Source organism: Microbacterium sp. Root180, assembly GCF_001428485.1.
GTDB lineage: Bacteria > Actinomycetota > Actinomycetes > Actinomycetales > Microbacteriaceae > Microbacterium.
The window spans coordinates 639,683-663,876 of record NZ_LMHS01000002.1 but is presented as its reverse complement, the minus strand read 5'-3'; the positions used below and the strand labels follow the sequence as shown (position 1 = coordinate 663,876).

Below are 24,194 nucleotides of genomic sequence, written 5' to 3'. Positions count from 1 at the left end.
CCTCCGACCGATCGAGGATCATCACCATGCCTGCCGAAACAGCTGCGGCCCTGCCACGGCCCCCCGCTCGCACCGCCACCGCGCCCGTGCTCACGGGCGCGCAGGCGGTCGTCCGCTCGCTCGAGCTGCTCGGCGTCACCGACGTCTTCGGGCTGCCGGGCGGCGCCATCCTCCCCGTCTACGACCCGCTCATGGACTCGAGCGAGCTGCGCCACATCCTCGTGCGGCACGAGCAGGGCGCCGGTCACGCGGCCGAAGGCTACGCCGCCGCATCCAACAAGGTGGGCGTCGCCATCGCGACGTCCGGCCCCGGCGCGACCAACCTCGTGACGGCGATCGCCGACGCGTACATGGACTCCGTGCCGATCGTCTGCATCACCGGCCAGGTCTTCTCGAACCTGATGGGGACGGATGCCTTCCAGGAGGCCGACATCGTGGGCATCACGATGCCGATCACGAAGCACTCCTTCCTCGTGAAGGACCCTTCCGACATCCCCGGAGCGATCGCCGCCGCGTTCGAGATCGCTGGCACCGGTCGTCCCGGCCCGGTACTGGTCGACATCACCAAGGACGCGCAGCAGGCCGAGGCGCCCTTCGTGTGGCCGCCGAAGATCGACCTGCCGGGCTACCGTCCGGTGACCAAGGCGCACGGCAAGCAGATCCAGGCGGCGGCACAGCTGATCGCCGAGGCGAAGAAGCCGGTGCTCTACGTCGGCGGCGGCGTCATCCGTGCGAAGGCATCGGAGGAGCTCCTCACCCTCGCCGAGTCGACCGGCGCTCCCGTCGTGACCACTCTGATGGCGCGCGGCGCGTTCCCCGACTCGCATCAGCAGCACCTGGGCATGCCCGGCATGCACGGCACCGTTCCCGCCGTGCTCGCGCTGCAGGAGGCCGACCTGCTCGTCTCCCTCGGTGCGCGGTTCGACGACCGCGTCACCGGCAAGGCCGCGCTGTTCGCCCCCCACGCGAAGGTCGTGCACGTCGACATCGATCCCGCCGAGATCTCGAAGATCCGCACCGCGGACGTGCCGATCGTGGGCGACCTCAAGGAGGTCCTCGTCGATCTCGACGTCGCCTTCCGTCAGACGGCGGCGGCGGCGGAGGCGAAGCCCGACATCGCCGAGTGGTGGTCGTTCCTCGACGGTCTGCGCGACGAGTTCCCGCTCGGCTACACCCAGCCCAGCGACGGCCTCATGTCGCCCCAGTACGTGATCCAGCGCATCGGCGCGCTGACCGGACCCGAGGGCATCTACGCCGCCGGCGTCGGACAGCACCAGATGTGGGCGGCGCAGTTCATCAAGTACGAGCGTCCGAACGCGTGGCTCAACTCCGGCGGGGCCGGCACGATGGGTTACTCGGTCCCCGCCGCGATGGGCGCGAAGGTCGCCGAGCCCGATCGCCACGTGTGGGCGATCGACGGTGACGGATGCTTCCAGATGACAAATCAGGAGCTCGCCACCTGCGCGATCAACAACATCCCGATCAAGGTCGCGATCATCAACAACTCCTCCCTGGGCATGGTGCGCCAGTGGCAGACGCTCTTCTACGACGGCCGCTACTCGCACACCAGCCTCAACACGGGTCACGGCACCGTGCGCATCCCCGACTTCGTGAAGCTCGCGGAGGCGTACGGCTGCCTCGCGATCCGCGTGGAGAAGGAGGAGGACGTGGATGCCGCGATCCAGACGGCGCTCGAGACCAACGACCGGCCGGTGGTCATCGACTTCGTGGTGAGCGCCGATGCGATGGTGTGGCCGATGGTGCCGCAGGGCGTGAGCAACAGCTACGTCCAGTACGCGCGCGACCACGCGCCTGCGTTCGAGCAGGAGGACTGAGCTCATGACCACTCACGTGCTGAGCCTCCTCGTCGAGGACAAGCCGGGCCTGCTGACCCGCGTCGCCGGCCTGTTCGCGCGCCGCGGCTTCAACATCGAATCGCTCGCGGTGGGCGTGACCGAGATTCCCGGACTTTCGCGCATCACCGTCGTCGTCGACGTCGACGAGCTCCCGCTCGAGCAGGTGACCAAGCAGCTCAACAAGCTGGTCAACGTCATCAAGATCGTCGAGCTCGACCCCGCGGCATCCGTGCAGCGCGAGCACATGCTCGTCAAGGTGCGCGCCGACAACCAGACCCGATCGAACGTGCTCGAGGTCGTGAACCTCTTCCGCGCGTCCGTCGTGGACTATGCCACCGACGCCCTCGTCGTCGAGGTCACCGGCGACAAGGGCAAGGTCGAGGCCTTCCTGCGTGCCATCGAGCCCTTCGGGATCAAGGAGCTCTCACAGTCGGGCCTGCTCGCGATCGGACGCGGCGGCAAGAGCATCACCGAACGCGTCCTGCGCGGCTGACCCTTCGACTCGCTTCGCTCGCTCAGGGCGGGCCACCACCCATCAAGGAGAAACACACACCATGGCTGAACTCTTCTACGACGACGACGCCGACCTGTCGCTCATCCAGGGCAAGAAGGTCGCGATCGTCGGCTACGGCTCGCAGGGCCACGCGCACGCGCAGAACCTGCGCGACTCGGGCGTCGAGGTCGTCATCGCCCTCAAGGAGGGCTCGAAGTCCACGCAGAAGGCCCAGGACGAGGGCTTCGAGGTGAAGACCGTCGCCGACGCCGCCGCATGGGCCGACGTGATCATGATCCTCGCGCCGGACCAGCACCAGCGCGGCATCTACAACAACGAGATCAAGCCGCACCTCGCGCCGGGCAAGACGCTCGCGTTCGCGCACGGCTTCAACATCCGCTTCGGCTACATCCAGGCGCCCGAGGGCGTCGACGTCATCCTCATCGCCCCGAAGGCGCCCGGTCACACCGTGCGTCGCGAGTACGTCGCCGGTCGCGGCATCCCCGACATCATCGCGGTCGAGCAGGATGCCTCGGGCACCGCGTGGGATCTCGCGAAGTCGTACGCGAAGGCGATCGGCGGCACGCGCGCCGGCGTCATCAAGACGACCTTCACCGAGGAGACCGAGACCGATCTCTTCGGTGAGCAGGCTGTCCTGTGCGGCGGCGTGTCGCAGCTCGTCCAGTACGGGTTCGAGACGCTCACCGAGGCGGGCTACCAGCCGCAGATCGCCTACTTCGAGGTGCTGCACGAGCTCAAGCTGATCGTCGACCTCATGTGGGAGGGCGGCATCGCCAAGCAGCGCTGGTCCGTCTCCGACACCGCCGAGTACGGCGACTACGTTTCGGGCCCGCGCGTCATCGACCCGCACGTGAAGGAGAACATGCAGGCCGTTCTCGCCGACATCCAGTCGGGGGCGTTCGCGGAGCGCTTCATCGGCGACCAGGACAACGGCGCGGTGGAGTTCCTCGAGCTGCGCGAGAAGGCCGCTGCCCACCCGATCGAGGAGGTCGGCCGCGACCTCCGCGGCCTGTTCGCGTGGAAGCAGCAGGACGCCGACTACACCGAGGGCAGCGCCGCGCGCTGACGCGGCGGTGCGCGAGGTAGTTCAGGTTGAGTAGCGGCGCAGCCGCGTATCGAAACCAGGGCAGCGCCGCGCGCTGACCTCTCGCTGAGCCAGTCGTACCCACCGGAACGGCTCCACAGGCCCGCAGCGGACCACCCTCGACCAGGGCCGTCCGCTGCGGGTCGCTTCTGTTTCCCCCGCTACGCTGAGGGAGTGCCGACCGGACGCGATGACGAGGCCCTGAGCTGGGGCGATGACGATCCGACGCTCGACGTCGGATCACGCGCCGAGGACACGGTCGCGCAGACGCCCTCGGAGCCCGCCGCACCCGCCGCAATCGTGCTTCCCGACGGTTACACAGCGGTCGGCAAGGGCAGCGAGCCCGTTGCAGACACCGACGTGCCGGACAGCGACGCCGATTCGGGCGACTCCCACGACGACGCCGGGGATTCGGGCGACGCCGGCGATTCCCGCGGCTCCGATGACGACGCCCCGGGGATGGGCAATGCCGAGCTGATCTCGCTCGGCGTGCTCGGCGGATTCTCGGTGCTCTACGCCCTCGGCTGGCTCATCGGCGGCCTGCGGCTGCAGGGCACCGCCGAGTTCCTCGTCGCCCCTCTCGCCTATCAGGTCAGCCTGTGGCTCGCCGTGCTGGCACCGCTCGTGTGGTTCGCCACGGTGCTCCTGCTCACGCGCGGCGGGCGCCGGTGGGTGCGCTTTGTCTGGCTCGTCGGGGGAGTCGTGCTCCTCGTGCCGTGGCCCTTCATCATGGTGGGGGCGATCGGACAATGAGCGACGCGATCACGGATGCCGCGGCATCCGGCCCCGTGCAGCGACGGGCCACGCCGACGTGGATCGTCGTGACGATCTCGGTGCTCTTCGGCCTGTTCTACGCGTACGCCCTGTGGAACGCGCTGGCGTTCCTCATCGCGCAGGCGACCGGGCCTCTCGGCCTCAACGGCTACGGGTGGTTCGTGCTGCTGCTGGCCGTCGTGTTCCCGCTCATCGCGTTCGCCGTCGCGTTCGCGATCGGGTGGCGTCGGGTGTGGTGGCAGTTCGCACTCGCGCTCTTCGCCGGGCTGTGCGTCGTGGCAGTCTTCTGGCTCAACGTGGTCGCGTACGCCGCCGTGTACGGCGCATCGCTCCTCGGCTGACGAGCAGCGTCACACGGTCAAGGACCGCCGGTCTGCCCGGGTAGGCTGAGAGCGGCCTCGCCCCCTATGGCGTGCGGCGTGGCATCCGCTCTGCACCGCGCCTTCGCGCACCGCCCCCGAAGGATAATCCCGTGACGAAGCCTGTCGTGCTGATCGCCGAAGAACTCTCTCCCGCCACGATCGATGCCCTCGGTCCCGACTTCGACGTGCGCAGCGTCGACGGCACCGATCGCCCGGCCTTGCTCTCGGCGATCGCCGAGGCGCATGCCGTGCTGATCCGCTCGGCGACGAAGATCGACGCGGAGGCGATCCAGGCCGCACCGCTCCTGAAGGTGGTCGCGCGCGCGGGCGTCGGACTCGACAACGTCGACATCAAGACCGCGACGACGGCGGGCGTCATGGTCGTCAACGCGCCGACGTCCAACATCATCTCGGCGGCCGAGCTGACGGTCGGGCACATTCTCAGCCTCGCGCGCCGCATCCCCGCCGCGCATGCCTCGCTCGCGCAGGGCCAGTGGAAGCGCAGCTCGTACACGGGCACCGAGCTCTTCGAGAAGACGGTCGGCATCATCGGCCTCGGCCGCATCGGCGCGCTCATCGCCGCGCGCCTGCAGGGCTTCGACATGCGCGTCGTGGCCTACGACCCGTACGTCACCAGCGCCCGGGCCCAGCAGCTCGGCGTGCAGCTGCTCAGCCTCGACGAGCTGCTCGAGCAGAGCGACTTCGTCACCATCCACATGCCCAAGACGCCCGAGACGACCGGCATGATCGGCGCCGAGCAGTTCAAGATCATGAAGCCCACCGCGTTCGTGGTGAACGTCGCACGCGGCGGCCTCATCGACGAGGTGGCCCTCCACGCCGCGCTCACCGCGGGCGAGATCGCCGGCGCCGGGCTCGACGTCTTCACCAGCGAGCCCCCTGCCGAGGGCGGCACGGCTCACGCGCTGCTCGACCTCCCCAACGTCGTCGTCACGCCGCACCTCGGCGCCTCGACCGAGGAGGCCCAGGAGAAGGCCGGCGTCTCCGTCGCCCGCTCCGTGCGCCTCGCGCTCGGCGGCGAGCTCGTCCCCGACGCCGTCAACGTCGCCGGCGGCGTCATCGACCCGTACGTGCGTCCGGGAATCCCGCTGGTCGAGAAGCTCGGCCAGATCTTCGCCGCACTCGCGCACTCGCCGCTCACGTCGCTCGACGTCGAGGTGCACGGCGAGCTCAACTCCTACGACGTGAGCGTGCTCAAGCTCGCCGCGCTCAAGGGCGTCTTCACGAACATCGTCAGCGAGACCGTGTCGTACGTGAACGCGCCGCTGCTCGCCGAGCAGCGCGGTGTCGAGGTGCGACTCCTCGTCGACGACGACAGCCCCGAGTACCGCAACCTCATCACGCTGCGCGGTGCGCTGTCCGACGGCTCGCAGCTGTCGGTCTCGGGAACCCTCACGGGCACGAAGCAGATCGAGAAGCTGGTCGGCATCAACGACTACGCCATCGAGCTGCCGATCGAGAAGCACCACGTCGTCATGGTCTACACCGATCGTCCCGGCATCGTGGCGGTCTACGGCCAGAAGTTCGGCGATGCCGGCATCAACATCGCGGGAATGCAGATCGCGCGGCGCGAGGCCGGCGGTCAGGCGCTGTCGGTGCTCACCGTCGACTCGCCGGTCGCCGACGAGCTCCTCGACGAGGTGCGCTCGGACATCCAGGCCGACCTGTTCCGCCAGATCGAGATCACCGAGTCCTGAGCCGCGGTCAGGGGCGCGTCGAGCGCTCCACGAGATCGACCAGCGCTGCGAGTGCGGCGCCGCGGGGGACCGGTCCGGGGATCGAGCCGCCCGACAGGGCGTTGTTGAAGTACAGGCCGTCGCTCACGAGCATGACGAGGTCGAGCGCCGTCGCATCCTTCGTGTGGGTGCGCAGCGCGTCGGCCCACTGATCGCGGATGTCGCGCAGTGCCTCGCCGGCGGCGGTGTTGCCTCCCTGCGCGAGACGTGAGGTGGCGAGGATCGCGCGGTCGATCGGGTCGTTGGAGTTCACCGACGTGTTCAGGAAGTAGGCGATCGGCCCTTCCGGCGCGGCGGTCATCGCGGCGACGTCCTCGGCGACGAGCCCCGTCAATCGCTCCAGGAGCCCGGCCTCGAGCGCTTCCTTCGAGCCGAAGTGGTAGAGCAGGCCGCCCTTCGACACGCCAGCGGCCCGGGCGGTGGCGTCCATCGTCGCCGCACGCTCGCCCTCGTCGTTGAGGATCGCCTCGAACGCGTCGAGCACCTTCTCTCGGGCGAGCGGAGGGCGACTCATGCGGTCGATCGTATCGACACGGGAGGCGGCATCCTGTTACTATACCGGCTGGACGGTAAAGAAACCGAGGAAGACCATGACCACCCAGACGATGCCCGCGATCCGCCCCGAGGTCGGCGAGCGCGTCGGCTGGCGCGGCTGGGCGGCGCTGATCGTGCTCATGCTGCCCGTGCTCCTCGTCTCGGTCGACAACACCGTGCTGAGCTTCGCGCTTCCGTCGATCGCGCTCGATCTCGCGCCGACGAGCGCGCAGCAGCTGTGGATCGTCGACGCCTATCCGCTCGTGCTCGCCAGCCTGCTGGTGACGATGGGCGTGCTCGGCGACCGGTTCGGGCGGCGGCGGATGCTGCTGATCGGCGCGACCGGATTCGGAATCGTCTCCGCTCTGGCGGCGTTCGCGCCCACCGCCGCTCTGCTCATCGTCGCCCGCGCGGGGATGGGCGTCTTCGGCGCGATGCTGATGCCGTCGACGCTCTCGCTGTTGCGCAGCGTCTTCAGGAACCGTGACCAGCGCCGCCTCGCGATCGCGATCTGGGCGGCGGGCTTCTCAGCCGGAGCCGCGCTCGGCCCGATCGTCGGCGGCGTGCTCCTCGAGCACTTCGCGTGGGGATCGGTGTTCCTCCTCGCGGTGCCGGTGCTGCTTCCTCTGCTCGTCCTCGTGCCGCTCCTCGTGCCCGAGAGCCGCGACCCGCACCCCGGCCGCATCGACCCCGTGAGCATCGGACTGTCACTCGCCGCCCTCGTCCCGATCGTCTACGCGGTGAAGGAACTCGCGGTGCACGGACTGTCGAGTCTGGCGGCGCCGCTGTTCGCCGTGGGACTGGTCTTCGCCGTGCTGTTCGTCCGCCGCCAGCTGCGGCTCGAGACGCCCATGCTCGATATGGCGCTCTTCCGCCGCGGCTCGTTCAGCGGCGCGATCCTCGTGAACCTGCTGAGTGTCGTCGCGCTCGTCGGGTTCCTGTACTTCGTGGCGCAGCACCTGCAGCTCGTCGTCGGGCTTTCGCCCCTGCAGGCGGGACTCGCGCTCGTTCCGGGTCTGCTCGCGATGATCGTCGCGGGGCTCCTCGTCGTCCCGCTGGCCAAGCGGTTCTCGCCGCGCGTGATCGTGCCGTCCGGGCTCGCGATGTCCGTGCTCGCGTACGTCATGATCGCGCTGACCGCGGGCAACGGCCAGGTGTGGCTGCTCGCGGTGGCGTTCAGCGCCCTGGGCATCGGCATCGGCATCGCCGAGACGGTGTCGAACGAGCTCATCCTCTCGAGCGCGCCGCCGGCGAAGGCCGGTGCCGCCAGCGCCGTATCCGAGACCGCGTACGAGCTCGGCGCCGTGCTGGGGACCGCGGTGCTCGGCGGCCTGCTGACCGCGCTGTACCGGGCGAGCCTCGTGCTCCCTGCCGGGATTCCCGCCGACGCCGCGGACGCCGCGCGGGAGACCCTGGCGGGCGCCGTCGCGGCCTCGGACGCTCTCGATCCGGCACTCGCCGAGCAGCTGCGGGATGCCGCGGCCCACGCGTTCGACTCGGGCGTCGGCGTCACGGCGCTCATCGGCGCCGGGCTCATCGTGATCGCGGCCGTCATCGCGGCCATGACCCTGGGACGCTCCGCGCCGCAGGGTCCCCGCTGACCCCGTGCCGAGTGGGACCTGGCCGCCCCACTACGCTGGAAGGATGTCGCGCGTGCAGGACTCAGGTGTCGTGAAGCTGGCCGTCATTCCCGGCGACGGGATCGGACCCGAGGTCATCGCCGAGGCCGAGAAGGTGCTCGACGCGGCGACGGCGGGAAGCGGCATCCGCTTCGAGAAGACCCGCTTCTCGCTCGGAGCCGGGCGGTTCCTCGAGACGGGCGACACGCTGACGGATGCCGACCTCCAGGCGATCGCCGCGCACGACGCGATCCTGCTCGGCGCCGTCGGGGGAGTGCCCGGCGACCCGCGTCTGAAGGACGCGAACATCGAGCGGGGCCTGCTCCTCAAGCTGCGGTTCGAGTTGGATCACTACGTCAACCTGCGTCCCTCGAAGCTCTACCCCGGAGTGCCGGGACCGCTGGCCGAGCCGGGCGACATCGACTTCGTCGTCGTGCGCGAGGGCACGGAGGGCCCGTACGTCGGCAACGGGGGGTCGATCCGGCGCGGAACGCCGCACGAGGTCGCGAACGAGACCTCCGTCAACACCGCCTTCGGCGTCGAGCGCGTCGTGCGCTACGCCTTCGATCTCGCCGAGCGCCGCGGCAAGAAGGTGACCCTCGTGCACAAGACCAACGTGCTCGTGCACGCGGGCGGCATCTGGAAGCGGATCGTCGACGCGGTGGCCACGGAGCACCCCGACGTGGCCGTAGACTACCTCCACGTCGACGCGGCAACCATCTTCCTGGTCACGAGCCCGGGCCGATTCGACGTGATCGTCACCGACAACCTCTTCGGCGACATCCTGACCGACCTGGCCGGCGCCGTCACCGGTGGCATCGGCCTCGCCGCATCGGGCAACATCAACCCCGACGGCGCGTTCCCCTCGATGTTCGAGCCCGTGCACGGATCGGCGCCCGACATCGCAGGCCAGCAGAAGGCCGACCCCACGGCCGCGATCCTCTCCACCGCCCTGCTGCTCGACCATCTCGGGCTGCGCGGCGAGTCCCTCGCCGTCACCCGCGCGGTCGAGGCCGACATCGCGGACCGGGGTGCGGCATCCCGCAGCACGGCGCAGATCGGCGACGCCATCGCCGACCGGCTCCGGGCGTAACCTGGAACCGGCAAGCGCCGCCACCCCAGGAGCACAGCGCTCCTCACGAAAGCACAGGCCCGTCATGACGCTCATCGACACCGATCCCGACACCGGACTCGCCCCCCTCGAGTTCGCCGTCAGTCGCAACCTGCAGGCGAAGTCCGCCGAGCAGCGCGCCGAGATCCTCGCCAACCCCGGCTTCGGCACCAGCTTCACCGACCACATGGTCGACATCTGCTGGTCGGTCGGCGGCGGGTGGCACCGCCCCCGCGTCCAGCCCTACGGTCCGCTCACGCTCGATCCGGCCGCCGCGGTGCTCCACTACGGTCAGGAGATCTTCGAGGGCATCAAGGCCTATCGTCACGCGGACGGCTCGATCCACACGTTCCGGCCCGACCAGAACGGCCGTCGGCTGCAGCGCTCCGCGCGGCGGCTGGCACTGCCGGAGCTGCCGGTGTCGTACTTCATCCAGTCGCTGCGCGAGCTGATCGCGGTCGACGCCGAGTGGGTGCCCTCGGGTGCCGATCAGAGCCTCTACCTGCGTCCCTTCATGTTCGCCAAGGAGGCGTTCCTGGGCGTGCGCCCCGCGCACAAGGTGGGGTACTACGTCATCGCCTCGCCGGCCGGTGCCTACTTCAAGGGCGGCGTGCGGCCGGTGTCGATCTGGCTCAGCGAGGACTACGCCCGAGCCGGCAAGGGCGGGACGGGCGCGGCGAAGACCGGGGGTAACTACGCCGCGAGCCTTCTGCCGCAGTCCGAGGCGTACGAGAACGAGTGCGACCAGGTGGTCTTCCTCGATCAGGATCGCAATGTCGAAGAGCTCGGCGGCATGAACATCGTGTTCGTCTACAAGGACGGCACCATCGTCACGCCCCAGTCCGAGTCCATCCTCGAGGGCATCACGCGCGACTCGATCCTGCAGCTCGCGCGCGACCGCGGCCACAAGATCGAGGGCCGCGCGGTCTCGTTCGACGAGTGGCGGCAGGGCGTGGCATCCGGCGACATCGTCGAGGTGTTCGCGTGCGGCACCGCCGCCGTCGTCACCCCGATCGGCCTGCTCAAGGGCACCGACTTCGTGGACGAGCAGCCCACCGGCGAGCTCGCGCTGTCGCTGCGCGAGGAGCTCACCGACATCCAATACGGACGCCGCGAGGACAAGCACGGCTGGCTCCTGCGCCTCGACGGCTGACTCCCGCGCCTCGATGGCTGACTCCGCGGGCCGTGTCCCGATCTCCCGCCTTCGTGTCCCAGAATCTGTCGCTCACGCACCGATGAACGGCAGATTCTGGGACATGGTCGCTGAGTAGGCTGGTCGGGTGAGGATCGCACGCTTCAGCCACAACGAGTCCATCCGGTTCGGAATCGTCGATGAGGGCGAACTCGTCGTCCTCTCCGGCGACCCGATGTTCGCCGGCTTCGACACCACGGGCGAGCGCGTGCCGCTCGCTGACGTCGCACTGCTGGCACCGGTGATCCCGCGGTCGAAGGTGGTGTGCGTCGGGCGCAACTACCGCGACCACGCCGCCGAGATGGGCAACGACGTGCCGACCGCGCCGATGCTCTTCTTCAAGCCGAACACCTCCGTGATCGGGCCGGGCGACGCCGTGGCGCTGCCGCGGCACTCGGAGTTCGTGAGCTATGAGGGCGAGCTGGCGGCGATCATCGGCCGCATCGCGAAGAACGTGCCCGCCTCGCGCGCGCTCGACCACGTCTTCGGCTACACGATCGCCAACGACCTCACCGCGCGCGACTGGCAGAAATCCGATGGCCAGTGGGCTCGCGCGAAGGGGTTCGACACGTCCTGCCCGCTCGGGCCGGCCATCGAGACCGAGTTCGACGTGAACGGATCCGCGGTCATCACGACCCGGCTCAACGGCGAAGTCCGCCAGCAGGGGCCGATCTCCGACATGATCTTCTCGCTCGCCGAGATCATCGAGTTCGCGTCGGCGGCGTTCACGCTCCTCCCCGGCGACGTGATCCTCACCGGGACTCCCGCAGGCGTCGGGCAGATCACCGCGGGCGACATCGTGGAGGTCGAGATCACCGGCCTCGGGCTGCTGCGCAACACCGCGCGCCCGGCCTAGCTCATGGCGATTCCGCCTTCCGACGCGCCGGGGGCGCGCACAGACGACTCGGATGCCGCGTCCCTCGCGCCCGCCGAGATCGCCCGCGTGCAGCGGCGCAGCGTGTGGGTGCTCTCGATCGGGCAGATCCTCGGCGGTCTCGCGTTCGGTGCGACGCTGTCGCTCGGGGCCGTGCTCGCCGCGGAGATCTCGGGCGACGAGGCGTTCTCCGGTCTGGCCGCCGCGGGTGTGACGCTGGGCACAGCCGCTCTCGCCGTGCCTCTCGCGTCGTTCGCACGCCGCCGCGGCCGGCGGGTGTCGCTCGCGACGGGGATGGCCATCGCACTGGTCGGGGTCGTGCTCGTCATGGTCGCGGTGGCGATGACGTCGTTCCCACTGCTGCTGGCCGCCTTCGCGCTCGTCGGAGCGGGGCAGGCCGCCAACCTGCAGACGCGGTTCGCCGCCGCCGATCTCGCGACGGATGCCACGCGCGGACGGGACCTCTCGATCGTCGTCTGGGCGACGACCATCGGCGCGGTGCTCGGGCCCAATCTCACGGGTCCGGGGGAGGCGCTCGGTCAGGCGGTCGGGATGCCGGCGCTCACCGGTCCGTACCTCATCACGGTGGTCGCACAGCTCCTCGGCATCGCGCTCTACCTCATCGCCCTGCGCCCCGATCCTCTCCTGCTCGCGCAGCGAGTCGTTGCCGCGGCGAAGACCGCGACCACCGCGATCGCGAAGCCCGACGACCCGATCGTCGCCCGCTACGCCATCTTCGCCGTCGCGGCGGCGCACGGCGTGATGGTGTCGGTGATGGCGATGACACCCGTGCACCTGCTGCATCACGGTGCGTCGCTGTCGATCATCGGGCTGACGATCAGCCTGCACATCGCCGGGATGTACGCGCTCTCGCCGGTCTTCGGCATCCTCGCCGACCGCGTCGGGCGTGTTCCGACGATCCTGGTCGGCCAGGCACTGCTCGTCGGCGCGCTCCTCACCGCGTCGTTCGGCGCGGAGTCCTCCGGTGTGGTGACCGTCGCGCTCGTGCTCCTCGGACTGGGGTGGAGCGCGACGACCGTCGCCGGCTCGACGCTGCTCACCGAGGCATCCTCCGAAGAGCAGCGCACGCGCCGCCAAGGTCTCAGCGACCTCATCATGAGTCTCGTCGGCGCGGCCGGGGCGATCCTCGCCGGCCTGGTGCTGGCTTGGATCGGCTACGGCGGGCTCGCGCTGGCCGTGGGGGTCCTCGTGATCGCGACCGTCGTGCTCGCGCCGTTCGGACGCCGCGGTCGGGTCGTGGCGGCCGCCACGCCGGGGTAGCCGCATCCGTCGGGCGGCAATATGCGCGCGGCGGCATGCGGATTTGTGCCGTGCCCACAATGTTCGGCGAGATGCCCCTTCGATGCTCTACCGTCGCCCCATGGGCACGACGGCATCCGCATACCTCACCGGCTTCGGCCGGTATCTGCCGGGGGATCCCGTCGACAACGACGGGATCGTCACGCGCCTCGGCGGCACCGACGCGGTCACCGAGCGCATCCGGCGCCGCATCCTCGAGTCCAACGGCATCCGGCAGCGCCATTACGCGCTCGACGAGAACGGCGAGCCGACCGAGCTGAACGAAGAGCTGGCGGTCAAGGCGCTGCGCGCCGCCCTCGATGATCGCGGCATCCCCGCGTCCGACATCCGGATGCTGGCCACGGCCACCACCATGGGCGACGCCCTGGTGCCGGGGTTCGCCTCGATGGTGCACGGCCGGCTCGGCGGCGGTCCGATGCAGCTGCTCTCGGTTGCGGGCGTGTGCGCGTCGAGCCTGTCCGCCCTCGACGCGGCCGTGAGCAAGGTCCGGCTCGGAGATCACCCGCGCGTGGCAGTGGTCGGCTCCGAGCTCCCGAGCCGCAGCCTGCGCCAGCTCCGCTTCGACGGGATCCGTGCGGGCATGGATTCCCACTTCCTTCGGTGGATGCTCTCCGACGGCGCCGGCGCGGTCGTGGTCGAGTTCCAGCCTCACCCGGACCGTCCGTCGCTGCGGGTCGACTGGGTGCGGCACGTGTCGCTGGCGCACGAGCACGACGTCTGCATGCGCGCCGGCATGGCCGGGACGGACCCCGTCGTCGGGAGCACCTGGCAGGATGTGTCGATCCCTGACGCCGAGGCCGCGGGCATGTTCCTGCTGCGGCAGGACGTGAGTGTGCTGGACGATCTCGCCGACGCCGGCCTTGCGCAGTTCGAGGAGCTCGTCGACATCGGACTCGTGGACGTGCACCATCTCGATCATGTGCTGTGCCACTACAGCACCAACATCTTCCGCGACCTGGCGTTCGAAGGACTGCGGCGTCGCGTCCCCGCGCTCGACACCGACCGCTGGTTCTCCAACCTCGAGACCTGCGGCAACACCGGCGCCGCGAGCATCTTCATCGCTCTCGAAGAGGCGTGGCGCACCGGACGCTTCTCGCCCGGTGAGACGATCCTGCTGGCCGTCCCGGAATCCGGGCGCTTCTCGTTCGCCTTCGCCCATCTCACGGTGGTCGCACCACCCGCTACGCAAGGAGCAACGCCATGACCGACAGCACGCTGACTGCGACGACCGACGCCTCGCTCGACGGGAAGGCGAGCCTCGCCGAGCGTCTCGCCGCTGTCTGGGCGGAGTTCGAGGAGATGCTCTCGCGTGTTCCCGTCCTGCGCCGGCTCGAAGAGGGCGCGGTGACCCTCGAGGACTACCAGCGACTGCTCTACAACCTGCGGCAGCAGGTCGTCGACGGGTCGCCGTGGATCTCGCGGGCCGCGGCGAGCTTCGACATCGATCACTTCGAGCTGCGGGCGGCCGCGATCCGCCACGCCGAGGAGGAGCATCGCGACTACCTCATGCTCGAGCGGGACTACGTCGCGGTGGGCGGTTCGCTCGACCATCTGCGCGCGGGGCGCAAGAACCTCGGCTCCGAGGCGCTGTCCGGCTACATGTTCCACTACGCCGATCAGCCCAATCCCGTCGGGCTCCTGGGGGCGATGTTCATCATCGAGGGTCTCGGCGCGCGGCGCGCGGCGGCATGGGCCGCACGGTTCCAGGAGGTCCTCGGACTCGCCGACAACCAGGTGCACTTCATGCGGTACCACGAGCAGGCCGATGCCGCTCACACCGGCGACATGGACGCGATCCTCTCCTCGGGCATCGTCGACGCCGCTGCCGCCGACCAGGTGGTGAGATGCGCACAGGTGGTCGCGCGCCTCTACGTGCTGCAGCTCGAGGAACTGGATCGCTGACATGCCCGAGTTCGTCAAATCCGATCCGAGCATGTGGGAGGCGGTGTACGCCGACCCCTCGGTGCCGCTCGACCGCGCCCTCGTGCGGCAGATCATCAACGATCAGCGGCGCCCGTCCCGGCGGTGGCTCTACCCGATCGCGCGCATCCTGTCGCGGCTCATCGTCGCGCTCGTCTCGATCGTGAAGCGGGTGCTGCCGTTCCGGTGGATGCCGCTGTCCACGATGGACTTCCTGTGCGTCTGGTTCCTGCGGCACTTCGTCTCGCCGGACGCGGTCGACCTGCTCATCCGCCACTTCGTCGTCGAGACGAACCTCGTGAACTTCATCGTCCGCAACACGGCGATCGACATGGAGCCGGTCACTCTCCGCCCCGAGACGCTCGCCGGCCTCGGCGACCACGCCGTGGTCGAGCACGACGTCAACGTCTACGACCTGCTCATCGCCCTCGACGACGTGCCGCTGACGCGCCCGGAGACGCTCGACTTCGCCCAGCTCGACATCCCGCCGCTCGATGCCGAACGCGGTCGCCGCCGGTTCCTCCGCCTCGACATCCAGACGGCCCTGTGCTTCATGAACATCCCGTTCTCGATGGCGCTGACGGTCGAGGAGTACCGGCGAGCCGTGCACTCGATCCGGTTCGACGATTCGTTCCTCGAGATCCTCGCGCTCGTGACCGACGACGACACCTTCCGCCACTGGAAGAACGCGGGCATGAGCCTGTGGATGGACTCCAACGTCGATGTGCCGCGAATGGTCTACCGGCACGCGCTCGTGTGCGAGTACGCGCACGCCCAGCTCGTGAAGCTCGCCGGCGGCGCCTACCCGCGTCAGACGGCGGCAGACTTCGACTGAGTCAGCGGCCGAGGGCGCTCGCGGCGAGCTCGACGTCTTCCTCGTCGTTGAAGACGTGGAAGGCGACGCGTGCCCGGCCCGCACGGCCGGACGCGACGATCCCTGCGTCGGCGAGACGTGACAGGGCGGCGCCGTCGGGATCGGCCCACGTGACGATCGCACTCGCGCGGTCCGGACGCCCGAGGCCCAGGCGCAGGCGGAAAGCCGCGGCGAGGCCCGTCGCATGCTCGTGCACGGCATGTCCGTCCAGCGAGGCGAACAGGGCGAGTGCGGGCGCGGCGCCGACGAACGCCTGCCACGCCGGCGATGCGTCGAACCGCGTCACGTCGGGGGCGAGCTCGACGTCGCCGCCGTAGCACGAGGACCACGGGTCGCCGCCGGCGTACCAGCCGGCGAAGAGCGGGGGCACCTCTCGTGCGAGGTCGTCCGAGAGGGTGAGGAACGAGACGCCCCGCGGGGCGCAGAGCCACTTGTACGTGTGGCAGACGAGGGCGTCGAAACGGGATGCCTCGACCGGCAGCCAGCCGACGGCCTGAGTGGCGTCGCACAGCGTCCGGGCGCCGTGTGCCGCCGCGGCGGAGACGATGGCATCGGCATCCGCCACTTCTCCGGTGGCCGACTGCACCAGGGAGAAGGCGACGAGTGCGGTCGTCGCCCCGACAGACCCGGCAAGGTCCGCGAGGGGCACGGCGCGCACGCGGAGCGATCGCCCGGCGTGGACGAAGGGCAGCACGACCGATGAGAAGTCGCCCTCGGCCACGAGCACCTCGGCTCCGTGGGGAAGGGATGCCGCCACCAGGGCGACGGCCACCGACACCTGCGATCCGATCGCGACGCTGCGCGATTCGACGCCGACGAGACGGGCGAAGAGCGCACGGGAGCGTTCGACCGCAGCGGAGGCGGCAGAAGGGTCCGGACGGCCGGCGGCCGCGGCATCCAGCTCGGCGATGACCGCCGCGCGTGTGGCCCGCGTCGGAAGGCCCACCGTGCACGCCGCGAGGTAGCCGCGCCCGCCCGTGAACTCTGAGCGCGCGGCGGCGAGGGCGGGGGAGGAAAGCGTCTGCAGGGCCATGCATCCAGACTCGACCTGTGCCATCCATTCGTCTACGGGCGGTGTCTCATGACATTCATCAACTGGAGTTATGTTTGCCGCCGTCCTATGCTGTGCGGTGTGACCGCCTTCGACGACCCCGACCTCGATGCGCATGCCCTCCGTGTGGTGAAGGCCATCGCCGACGAAGGCTCGATCACCGGCGCCGCCGCGGCGCTCGGTTACAGCCAGCCGGCAGTCAGTCAGCAGCTCAAGCGCCTCGAGCAGCGGCTCCAGCTTCCTCTCGTCGAGCGCGTGGGGCGCACCGTGCGCCTGACCGAGGCGGGCAGGGTTCTGGCGCGCCACGCCCCGGCGGTGACGACCGCGCTGGATGCCGCAGCCGGCGAACTCGCCGAGCTGCGGGGTCTTCGCACCGGCCGAGTGCGGCTCGTCGGCTTCCCGTCCGCGTCGCCGACGATCGTGCCCCGGCTGCTCGCCGATCTCGAGGAGCGTCACACCGGCGTCACCCTCACCTACCTCGAGGCCGAGCCGCCTGAGGCCGTCGAGGCCGTGCGGGACGATCGGGCCGACCTCGCCCTCACCTTCAGCTATCCCGGGGACCGTGACGATCCCCACGGTCCGAGCGCTCACGGCCTGTCCGTCCGCGCGATCGGGACCGACGACCTCCTCGTGGTCCTCCCGGAGGGTCACCCTGCCGCCGGCGACGGGTCCGTCGACCTCGCCGCCCTCGCGGACGAGCGCTGGATCGCCGGGTGCCCGCGCTGTCGCGGGCACCTCCTGGAGCTCGCCGCGCGCGCCGGATTCTCTCCGCACATCGCCTTCGAGACCGACAACTTCGTCGCCGTCGAGGGCCTCGTCGCGCGAGGGATCGGCGTGGCGACCCTGCCGCGGCTGGCCGTGGCATCCTTCCCGCGACTTCCGGGGGTCACGACCCTGCCGCTGCCGCCGTCGGAGGCCCGGACCATCCATGTCGTGACGGCACACGGCGCTGATCGGGTCCCCGCGGTCCGCGCGACACTCGACGCGATCGAGCGGCTGGTGGCCGAATGGACCGCCTCGGGCGCGGAGGCGGGCCGCGCCTAGACTGGAGGGCGATGTCTTCTTCACCCGATCCCCGCACCACGACCGCGACCGGCGCCGACGTGCGCGTGCGGTTCTGCCCCTCGCCGACCGGTCTGCCGCACGTCGGACTCATCCGCACCGTGCTCTTCAACTGGGCCTACGCGCGCCACAACGGCGGCACGCTCGTCTTCCGCATCGAGGACACCGACGCCGCGCGCGACAGCGAGGAGAGCTACCAGCAGCTGCTGGACGCTCTGCGCTGGCTCGAGATCGACTGGGACGAGGGCGTCGAGGTGGGCGGTCCCCACGCCCCGTACCGCCAGTCGCAGCGGCACGAGCTCTACCGCGAGGTGCTCGACAAGCTCATCGCGGCGGGCGCCGTGTACGAGAGCTACTCGACCGCCGAGGAGATCGATGCCCGCAACGAGGCGAACGGCCGCGCCAAGCAGCTGGGCTACGACAATCACGACCGCGACCTCTCCGACGAGCAGCGCGCGGCGTTCCGGGCCGAGGGACGCGAGCCCGCGTGGCGTCTGCGCGTGCCCGACGAAGACCTCACCTACGTCGACCTGATCCGCGGCGAAGTGACCTTCCCGGCCGGATCGTTCCCCGATTTCGTGCTCGTGCGCGCCGGCGGAGTGCCGCTCTACCCCTTCGTGAATCCGGTCGACGACGCCCTGATGGGCATCACCGACGTCATCCGCGGCGAGGACCTCATGCCCTCCACCGCCCGCCAGCTCGCGCTCTACCGCGCACTGGTCGACGCCGGCGTCACCACGTTCGTCCCGCGCTTCGCGCACATGCCGCTGGTGCTCGGCGAGGTCGGCAACAAGAAGCTGTCCAAGCGCGACCCGAAGGCCGACCTCTTCCTCCAGCGCGAGAAGGGCTTCATCCACGAGGGCCTGCTCAACTACCTCTCTCTGCTCGGCTGGTCGATCGGGCCCGACCGCGACGTGTTCTCGCTCGACGAGCTCGTCGCCGCCTTCGACATCGTCGACGTGAACCCCAACCCCGCCCGCTTCGACCAGAAGAAGGCCGAGTCGATCAACGGCGACCACATCCGGATGCTCCAGCCCGCTGACTTCGCCCAGCGGCTGGTTCCGTACCTCGCGGCCGCCGGGCTCGTGTCCGAGCCCCCGACGGCTCAGCAGCAGGCGACTCTCGCCGCCGCCGCACCGCTCGTGCAGGAGCGGATGCAGCTGCTCGGTGAGGCGCCGGGGCTGCTGGGTTTCCTGTTCCGTGACGAGGTCGCGTACGACGAGGACGCGCTCTCTTCCCTTCCCGCGAATGCAGGGGAGGTGCTGGTGGCCTCGGTCGGTGCGCTCGAGCTCGTTCCCGAGTCCGAGTTCACGACGGCTGCCGTGCAGGATGCCCTCTCGTCGGCACTGATCGAGGGACTCGGGCTGAAGCCGCGCGTCGCCTACGGCCCGCTGCGCGTCGCGCTCAGCGGTCGCCGGGTGTCGCCGCCCCTGTTCGAGTCGATCGAGCTGCTCGGCAAGGTCGAGACGATCCGCCGGCTCGGCGCTCTCGTCGAGCGCGTGGGCTGACACGCCTCGGTTTGGAGCATGTGCCGGGGTCGGCTAAGCTTGACCCTCGGCACGACTCCGGTCGAACGCCTTGGGGTATGGTGTAATTGGCAACACGGCGGTTTCTGGTACCGTTGTTCTTGGTTCGAGTCCAGGTACCCCAGCCAATGAGAAAACCCCCGCTGAGCGGGGGTTTTTCGTTTCTCGGCCGCCGAGCCGGGCGGGTGCCGAGCGGGGGTGGCGTGCTTCGCATCGCGCCGGTCCGATACCTGCGCGCAATATCCCACTGCGGTTGCGCGTTCTCTCGAGGAACGGCGGCGAGAGGGGACGGACGTGCGGATCGGTGAGCTTGCGGAGCGGTCCGGCGTGACCGAGCGATCCCTGCGCTACTACGAGCAGCAGGGACTCCTCGCGCCTCTCCGCAGCCCGGCGGGTCAGCGGCTCTACACACCTGCGGACGTGGATGCCGTCATCCAGATCCAGGAGCTGTTCGCTGCAGGATTCTGCAGCTCGGGAATCCGTGAACTCCTTCCTTCCCTGAACGGCGCCCGCGGCGGCTCGGCGAGTGATCTGTCGCGTCGGTTCGCCGATGCGGAGCTGCGGCTGGAGGACGAGAGGCGCTCGATCGAGCGAGAGCTGAGCGTCCTCGACGAACTGCGACGGCGCCTCGGACTTGCCCCTCACACGCGTGTCAGGGCGCACCGTAGGGGACATGACACCTCGACCCCGGCAACTTCGTTTGATCATCGAGACCGACGACTTCGATGAGGCTCTGCGGTTCTACCGCGATGTGCTCGGCATGACCGAGCAGCCGGCCTTCGGCTCCGGCGGCGACGACCGTGTCGCCATCCTCCACGCCGGGCTCGCGACGATCGAGCTCGCGAGTCCCACTCACACCCGCAACATCGATGCCATCGAGGGGGCGCCGCACGCGGCGGGATCGAAGCTGCGTCTCGCGCTCGAGGTGGACGACACGGAGGCGACCGTCGCGGCGACCGAGGGCGCCGGCGTGCCGACGATCGCGACGCCGACGATCACACCGTTCCGCTCCCTGAATGCGCGGGTCCAGGGACCGTCCGGGTGGCAGGTGACCTTCTTCGAGGAGCTGGAGCCCCTCGAAGAGCGCGTGCACAGCGAGGGCTTCGCGACCGACGACCAGCGCTGAGACCGCACACACCTTCGGACGGGCGCGGTCAGAGCGACACGATTCGCTCCGGCGCGGCGGCAGAGGGCGCGGACCGGATGCTTCCGCCCCGCGCCGTCCGTCACCTCAGGCGGTCGCGAGCGCGCCCTGCGTCCGCTGACGGTGGCTGATGCGGTGACCGACCCAGAACCCGATCGCCACGAGTCCGCCGAGGGCGGCGATGAGCAGCCACGGCAGGACCATCGGCGTCGCCCCGGCGGCCCCGGTCGCGAGCTGCGCGGAGCCGTCTGCGATCTGCGTGTTGCCGTCGCTCAGCGTCACCGCGCCAGCGGAGAGCTGGGCAGTGCCGTCGGCAAGCGTCTGCGATCCCTCGGCGAGGGTCGTCGTTCCCGCCGAGAGCTCGTCGAGTCCGCTCGACAGATCCTCGGCACCCGTGGAGAGCTTCGAGGTTCCGGCGGCGAGCGACGTGGCCCCGACCGACAGGGACCCTGCGCCCGAGGCCAGGCTCTGCGTGCCGCTGCTGAGGCTGGACGCACCGGCGGCGAGCGAGGCGGTGCCCGCCGCGATCTTGCCGGCTCCCGCGCTCACGTCGGCGACGCCGTCGCTCAGTTCCGCCGCGCCCGCAGCGAGCGCCGGAGCACCCGCCTTCTTGTCGGCCAGTCCGATGGTGCCCGGCCAGCCCTTGGACGGCACGCCCTGCACGAACGCGGTCGCACCGTCGCGCAGCTGCTTCGAGCCGTCGCGCGCAGCGACGAGCCCACCGGCGAGCCGCGGAGCATTCGTCGCGGCGGGTGTCAGGTACGCGACCTCGGTCTTCACGCCCGCCGCGAGTGCGGCGAGATTCGCCATGGTCGCATTGCCGGGATCGGCGGCGGAGAGCTGTGCGAGCGCGCCGGCGAGGGTCGTGGCGTGCGCGGTCGTGTCGGCAGCGAGCTGGTCGAGAGTGGACTGGGACTGCGAGAGCTGCACCACATCGGAGGTGACGCTCGCCGTGAGCTTGTCGTTCAGCGCGACGGTGCCGCTCAGCACGTTCTGCGACAGGTCGCGGTTGGCGACGACCCCGTCGGACAGTCGCTGCGTCTTCGCCGCGAGGGTGTCGGCTCCCGTTGAGGCACGACGGGCACCTGCGGCGAGATCCGCGGCGCCCGCGGCGGCCGTCTGGGCGCCGGTGCTGAGGCTGCTCGCGCCGCTCGCCGCCGAGCCCGCACCGAGGGCGAGCGACTGCGCACCCGTCGAGAGCTGTGCCGCGCCGTCCTCGGCCGACATCGCCCCGGTCGACAGCGTCTGTGCGCCTGCGGCGGCCTCGGATGCGCCCGCATCGAGCTGCGCGGCGCCGTCGTTGAGCTCGGCCGTCCCGTCCGCGACGGTCACCGCACCGGCGGCGAGTTCGGCGGATCCGGCATCGGCCTGCGACGCGCCGGACGCGAGCTCGTCCGCGCCCGCGGCGATCTTCGAGGTCGTGGCGAAGTAGAGGAAGATCATCGCCGCCAGCAGAACGCTGAGGACGATGACGGCGATGCGCATGCCGAGGCCGTGCGCGTGGGCAGTGGTGGTTCTCGTCATCGAGGACTCCTGTGGTGTCGCGCCTGCGCGGGGCAGGCGTGTGGAAGGGCACCGGCATGCTGTCGCCGGGTCGTCGCTCGATCCCTGTGTGGGATCGCCCTCCCGCGCACCATCGTCGGTGCGGCGGGCGTCGGGTGCGCTGGGGGAGCGGTGCGAATGTAACAGCGGCGCGGTCGGAGACGAAGCATCCGACGCCCAGTCTTCAAGGTGGAACCAAGTGTCACAGATGTTGAGACTGAATATCTGTAGAACGTCGACAAGAGACCCGGGCAGTACGGGGTCGCGACGGTCAGACGACGAATCCCGTCCGTTCGGGCCGATCCAGGAGAATAATGGCCACATGGACGCGCCGCCGCTGTCGCCCGAGCGATCGATCGAGCTCGCCGCGTTGCGACGGCGGGCGTATGGACCCGACGCCGACATCGGACTCGACCCGATCGCGCTGCAGCGGCTGAGCGAACTCGAAGAGCTCGCGCGTCCGCCCGTCGAGAGCCGCGGGGATCCGGCCGACCCCGTGGACCCGGCACCCGCGTCGTCGGCAGAAGACGACGCACTCGCTCCTCCTGCACGCCCGGCGCGCGACGCACCTGGGGCGCGGATCGTCGAGCCGGCGCCCGCCGCGGGCACGGAGGTCGCGTCGCCGGTCGTTCCCCCCGACCGACCCTGGTGGCGCCGCATTCCGCTGTGGGGTGCGACAGCGGTCGTCGGCATCGTCCTGGGGGCTGCGATCGGCTTCACCTGGCCGAACGGCGACGGCCCGCCGCCCGACGTCACCCTCGGCGTGGATCCGAACGGCGGCGAGCGAGGCGCCGGATTCACCGAGAATCTCGACTACTGGGGAGTGAACCCGGGAACGGTCGTGCCCCACGAGGGATACGACGTGATCCAGGTATGGACGGCCCTCGGGATCGACGAATCGCGCTGCCTGCTGCTCTCGCACGATGGATCGTTCCTCAGCGCCACCTGCACCGGTGCAGGCCTCGATCCGGTGCTCGACTTCACGATCTACGACGGACTGTCGCTGGACCTGGAGACCCCGCTGCCCGTAGGAACCGTGATCCGCTTCGTCGGCCACGAGGGGTCGGTGGACGTGTGGGTGCGCCCGCCGGGCGGTCAGGTGCCCGAGGCGATCTCGTCGAGCGCGGATCGGCCGAGCGCCTCGTAGTCGGGTTCGTCGTCGCTGTGCACGAGGAACACCGCGGCGACCGCTGCCGCCCAGGCGCGCGCCCTCGTCCAGGTCGAACGGTCGTACCGGTCGCCGGTCGCCTCGAGGAATCGATCCCTGCCCTCTCGATCGAAGGCGAGCCAGGCGACGGCGAGGTCGTAGGCCGGGTCGCCCCCGGTCACATCGCCGAAGTCGATGATCCCGACCAGGCGTGAGCGGTCGGCGACGAGGTTGCCCGGGTGCAGGTCGCCGTGGATCCAGACGGCGGGGCGGTTCCAGGCGGGAGCGGCGATCCCTTCTCTCCAGGCATCCGCGAGAGCCCGCGCCTGCGGAGCGGTCACGGTGCGCAGGGCGCTGAGCGTCTCGAGCCGTTCGGCGAAGACGGCCGCGCGGGTGGCGAGCGGTCGGCCGCGCACCGGATTGACCGGATGATCTGCCGGGGCGGCCGTGTGCAGAGCGGTGAGCGCCGCGGCGAGCTTCTCGGCCCAGCCGGAGCGTTCGCCTCGGGGCACGTCGATGCCGCGGTGGCCGGCGATCCACGGGACGATCGACCAGGCCCAGGGATAGCCGGCATCCGCAGTGCCGCGGACGGCCGGGATCGGCACGCGCACGCCGGTCGCCTCGATGAGCGTCCCGACGACGGCGAGGCTGCGGTGCTCGTGACTGATGAGAGGGGCAGCCAGCGCGCGCCGGGGGAGGCGCACGGCCCACTGCGCGCCGAGCCGCCACACCTCGCAGTCCCACCCCGCGGCGACCCGCGTGAGGGGTGATGTCTCGGCCCCCGCTAGTGCGGCGGCCTGCGAGACGACGAGACGACGCACGAGAGCTTCGTCGATCGCCACCTCGGCCGCGGGCTTGTCGGGCACCACACGAGCGTACCCAAAGAGCTCTGCGTCTTGTTATGTGTGGGAATCTGTTGTAGCGTGTGGGACTC

At 70.2% G+C, this 24,194-nt stretch carries 23 protein-coding genes and 1 tRNA gene; 20 read left to right on the top strand and 4 right to left on the bottom strand.

Annotated elements, in window-relative coordinates; translation table 11 throughout:
• The first annotated feature begins 26 nt into the window (after positions 1 to 26).
• The 6 genes from ASD93_RS07435 to serA all read left to right on the top strand — a co-directional run bounded on the left by ASD93_RS07435 (position 27) and on the right by serA (position 6,305).
• Positions 27 to 1,835: an acetolactate synthase large subunit gene (locus tag ASD93_RS07435; RefSeq protein WP_056120843.1), complete on the top strand. Its 1,809-nt coding sequence runs from the start codon at positions 27 to 29 to the stop codon at positions 1,833 to 1,835.
• 4 nt (positions 1,836 to 1,839) lie between these two features.
• Positions 1,840 to 2,349 (top strand): acetolactate synthase small subunit, encoded by a 510-nt coding sequence (ilvN, locus tag ASD93_RS07430; protein ID WP_056120841.1) that lies wholly within the window; start codon positions 1,840 to 1,842, stop codon positions 2,347 to 2,349.
• A gap of 61 nt (positions 2,350 to 2,410) precedes the next feature.
• Positions 2,411 to 3,436 carry a ketol-acid reductoisomerase gene (gene ilvC, locus ASD93_RS07425; RefSeq protein WP_056120839.1) on the top strand — a complete coding sequence of 342 codons (1,026 nt, stop codon included), beginning with the start codon at positions 2,411 to 2,413 and terminating at the stop codon, positions 3,434 to 3,436.
• Positions 3,437 to 3,628: 192 nt separating this feature from the next.
• Positions 3,629 to 4,207: a hypothetical protein gene (locus tag ASD93_RS07420; protein WP_056120838.1), complete on the top strand. Its 579-nt coding sequence runs from the start codon at positions 3,629 to 3,631 to the stop codon at positions 4,205 to 4,207.
• A complete protein-coding gene (locus tag ASD93_RS07415) occupies positions 4,204 to 4,569 on the top strand; it encodes a hypothetical protein (RefSeq protein ID WP_056120836.1) in 366 nt (121 codons plus the stop codon). Before ASD93_RS07420 ends, ASD93_RS07415 begins: the two co-directional genes overlap by 4 nt.
• Positions 4,570 to 4,700: 131 nt before the next feature.
• Positions 4,701 to 6,305 carry a phosphoglycerate dehydrogenase gene (gene serA, locus ASD93_RS07410; protein WP_056120834.1) on the top strand — a complete coding sequence of 535 codons (1,605 nt, stop codon included), beginning with the start codon at positions 4,701 to 4,703 and terminating at the stop codon, positions 6,303 to 6,305.
• Between the two features lie 7 nt (positions 6,306 to 6,312).
• Here serA and ASD93_RS07405 read toward each other — a convergent pair whose 3' ends face one another.
• A complete protein-coding gene (locus ASD93_RS07405) occupies positions 6,313 to 6,858 on the bottom strand; it encodes a TetR/AcrR family transcriptional regulator (RefSeq protein WP_056120832.1) in 546 nt (181 codons plus the stop codon).
• Between the two features lie 76 nt (positions 6,859 to 6,934).
• Here ASD93_RS07405 and ASD93_RS07400 point away from each other — a divergent pair, with 76 nt between their 5' ends.
• From ASD93_RS07400 to ASD93_RS07365, 8 genes are all read left to right on the top strand, one after another.
• Complete coding sequence (locus ASD93_RS07400; protein WP_056120830.1) at positions 6,935 to 8,479, top strand: MFS transporter; 1,545 nt, start codon at positions 6,935 to 6,937, stop codon at positions 8,477 to 8,479.
• A gap of 43 nt (positions 8,480 to 8,522) precedes the next feature.
• Positions 8,523 to 9,590, top strand: coding sequence for a 3-isopropylmalate dehydrogenase (locus ASD93_RS07395; RefSeq protein ID WP_056120828.1), 1,068 nt, complete (start codon positions 8,523 to 8,525; stop codon positions 9,588 to 9,590).
• A 64-nt stretch (positions 9,591 to 9,654) separates the two neighbouring features.
• A complete protein-coding gene (locus ASD93_RS07390) occupies positions 9,655 to 10,761 on the top strand; it encodes a branched-chain amino acid aminotransferase (protein ID WP_056120826.1) in 1,107 nt (368 codons plus the stop codon).
• Positions 10,762 to 10,888: 127 nt separating this feature from the next.
• Positions 10,889 to 11,656: a fumarylacetoacetate hydrolase family protein gene (locus ASD93_RS07385; protein WP_056120824.1), complete on the top strand. Its 768-nt coding sequence runs from the start codon at positions 10,889 to 10,891 to the stop codon at positions 11,654 to 11,656.
• A 3-nt stretch (positions 11,657 to 11,659) separates the two neighbouring features.
• Positions 11,660 to 12,955 (top strand): MFS transporter, encoded by a 1,296-nt coding sequence (locus ASD93_RS07380; protein WP_056120822.1) that lies wholly within the window; start codon positions 11,660 to 11,662, stop codon positions 12,953 to 12,955.
• Positions 12,956 to 13,055: 100 nt separating this feature from the next.
• On the top strand, positions 13,056 to 14,198 hold the full coding sequence (locus ASD93_RS07375) for a 3-oxoacyl-[acyl-carrier-protein] synthase III C-terminal domain-containing protein (RefSeq protein ID WP_162253383.1): 1,143 nt from the start codon (positions 13,056 to 13,058) through the stop codon (positions 14,196 to 14,198).
• Positions 14,195 to 14,896 carry an iron-containing redox enzyme family protein gene (locus ASD93_RS07370; protein WP_056120819.1) on the top strand — a complete coding sequence of 234 codons (702 nt, stop codon included), beginning with the start codon at positions 14,195 to 14,197 and terminating at the stop codon, positions 14,894 to 14,896. Before ASD93_RS07375 ends, ASD93_RS07370 begins: the two co-directional genes overlap by 4 nt.
• A 1-nt stretch (position 14,897) precedes the next feature.
• Positions 14,898 to 15,749: a DUF6999 family protein gene (locus ASD93_RS07365; protein WP_056120816.1), complete on the top strand. Its 852-nt coding sequence runs from the start codon at positions 14,898 to 14,900 to the stop codon at positions 15,747 to 15,749.
• 1 nt (position 15,750) lies between these two features.
• Here ASD93_RS07365 and ASD93_RS07360 read toward each other — a convergent pair whose 3' ends face one another.
• Positions 15,751 to 16,821 carry an aminotransferase class V-fold PLP-dependent enzyme gene (locus tag ASD93_RS07360; RefSeq protein ID WP_056120814.1) on the bottom strand — a complete coding sequence of 357 codons (1,071 nt, stop codon included), beginning with the start codon at positions 16,819 to 16,821 and terminating at the stop codon, positions 15,751 to 15,753.
• 99 nt (positions 16,822 to 16,920) lie between these two features.
• Here ASD93_RS07360 and ASD93_RS07355 point away from each other — a divergent pair, with 99 nt between their 5' ends.
• The 5 genes from ASD93_RS07355 (at position 16,921) to ASD93_RS07340 (ending at position 20,553) form a co-directional block, all read left to right on the top strand.
• Positions 16,921 to 17,883 (top strand): LysR family transcriptional regulator, encoded by a 963-nt coding sequence (locus tag ASD93_RS07355; protein ID WP_235566904.1) that lies wholly within the window; start codon positions 16,921 to 16,923, stop codon positions 17,881 to 17,883.
• A gap of 11 nt (positions 17,884 to 17,894) precedes the next feature.
• Complete coding sequence (gene gltX, locus ASD93_RS07350) at positions 17,895 to 19,409, top strand: glutamate--tRNA ligase (RefSeq protein WP_056120811.1); 1,515 nt, start codon at positions 17,895 to 17,897, stop codon at positions 19,407 to 19,409.
• Between the two features lie 71 nt (positions 19,410 to 19,480).
• Positions 19,481 to 19,555 (top strand) — tRNA-Gln (locus tag ASD93_RS07345).
• 70 nt (positions 19,556 to 19,625) lie between these two features.
• Positions 19,626 to 20,156 carry a MerR family transcriptional regulator gene (locus ASD93_RS15715; RefSeq protein ID WP_321163624.1) on the top strand — a complete coding sequence of 177 codons (531 nt, stop codon included), beginning with the start codon at positions 19,626 to 19,628 and terminating at the stop codon, positions 20,154 to 20,156.
• Complete coding sequence (locus ASD93_RS07340) at positions 20,128 to 20,553, top strand: VOC family protein (RefSeq protein WP_082569222.1); 426 nt, start codon at positions 20,128 to 20,130, stop codon at positions 20,551 to 20,553. The genes ASD93_RS15715 and ASD93_RS07340 overlap by 29 nt, the downstream gene beginning before the upstream one ends.
• A gap of 105 nt (positions 20,554 to 20,658) precedes the next feature.
• Here ASD93_RS07340 and ASD93_RS07335 read toward each other — a convergent pair whose 3' ends face one another.
• Entirely contained in the window at positions 20,659 to 22,095 is a 1,437-nt protein-coding gene (locus ASD93_RS07335) for a hypothetical protein (RefSeq protein ID WP_056120806.1), read from the bottom strand.
• 340 nt (positions 22,096 to 22,435) lie between these two features.
• Between ASD93_RS07335 and ASD93_RS15985 the strand changes: the two genes are divergently transcribed.
• Positions 22,436 to 23,260: a hypothetical protein gene (locus ASD93_RS15985; protein ID WP_056120804.1), complete on the top strand. Its 825-nt coding sequence runs from the start codon at positions 22,436 to 22,438 to the stop codon at positions 23,258 to 23,260.
• Here the strand turns inward: ASD93_RS15985 and ASD93_RS07325 are convergent.
• Positions 23,209 to 24,126 (bottom strand): phosphotransferase, encoded by a 918-nt coding sequence (locus tag ASD93_RS07325; protein ID WP_056120802.1) that lies wholly within the window; start codon positions 24,124 to 24,126, stop codon positions 23,209 to 23,211. The genes ASD93_RS15985 and ASD93_RS07325 overlap by 52 nt on opposite strands.
• Between the last annotated feature and the right edge of the window lie 68 nt (positions 24,127 to 24,194).

What these genes read in the sequence shown, in the direction of transcription:
- ASD93_RS07375 (WP_162253383.1), top strand. Translation starts at nt 13,056, where the DNA reads ATGGGCACGACGGCATCCGCATACCTCACCGGCTTCGGCCGGTATCTG.
- ASD93_RS07395 (WP_056120828.1), top strand. Translation starts at nt 8,523, where the DNA reads ATGTCGCGCGTGCAGGACTCAGGTGTCGTGAAGCTGGCCGTCATTCCC.
- ASD93_RS15985 (WP_056120804.1), top strand. Translation starts at nt 22,436, where the DNA reads ATGGACGCGCCGCCGCTGTCGCCCGAGCGATCGATCGAGCTCGCCGCG.
- ASD93_RS07400 (WP_056120830.1), top strand. Translation starts at nt 6,935, where the DNA reads ATGACCACCCAGACGATGCCCGCGATCCGCCCCGAGGTCGGCGAGCGC.
- ASD93_RS07415 (WP_056120836.1), top strand. Translation starts at nt 4,204, where the DNA reads ATGAGCGACGCGATCACGGATGCCGCGGCATCCGGCCCCGTGCAGCGA.
- ASD93_RS07405 (WP_056120832.1), bottom strand. Translation starts at nt 6,858, where the DNA reads ATGAGTCGCCCTCCGCTCGCCCGAGAGAAGGTGCTCGACGCGTTCGAG.
- ilvC (WP_056120839.1), top strand. Translation starts at nt 2,411, where the DNA reads ATGGCTGAACTCTTCTACGACGACGACGCCGACCTGTCGCTCATCCAG.
- ASD93_RS07360 (WP_056120814.1), bottom strand. Translation starts at nt 16,821, where the DNA reads ATGGCCCTGCAGACGCTTTCCTCCCCCGCCCTCGCCGCCGCGCGCTCA.
- ASD93_RS07435 (WP_056120843.1), top strand. Translation starts at nt 27, where the DNA reads ATGCCTGCCGAAACAGCTGCGGCCCTGCCACGGCCCCCCGCTCGCACC.
- ASD93_RS07370 (WP_056120819.1), top strand. Translation starts at nt 14,195, where the DNA reads ATGACCGACAGCACGCTGACTGCGACGACCGACGCCTCGCTCGACGGG.
- ASD93_RS07335 (WP_056120806.1), bottom strand. Translation starts at nt 22,095, where the DNA reads ATGACGAGAACCACCACTGCCCACGCGCACGGCCTCGGCATGCGCATC.
- ilvN (WP_056120841.1), top strand. Translation starts at nt 1,840, where the DNA reads ATGACCACTCACGTGCTGAGCCTCCTCGTCGAGGACAAGCCGGGCCTG.
- gltX (WP_056120811.1), top strand. Translation starts at nt 17,895, where the DNA reads ATGTCTTCTTCACCCGATCCCCGCACCACGACCGCGACCGGCGCCGAC.
- ASD93_RS07380 (WP_056120822.1), top strand. Translation starts at nt 11,660, where the DNA reads ATGGCGATTCCGCCTTCCGACGCGCCGGGGGCGCGCACAGACGACTCG.
- ASD93_RS07390 (WP_056120826.1), top strand. Translation starts at nt 9,655, where the DNA reads ATGACGCTCATCGACACCGATCCCGACACCGGACTCGCCCCCCTCGAG.
- ASD93_RS07365 (WP_056120816.1), top strand. Translation starts at nt 14,898, where the DNA reads ATGCCCGAGTTCGTCAAATCCGATCCGAGCATGTGGGAGGCGGTGTAC.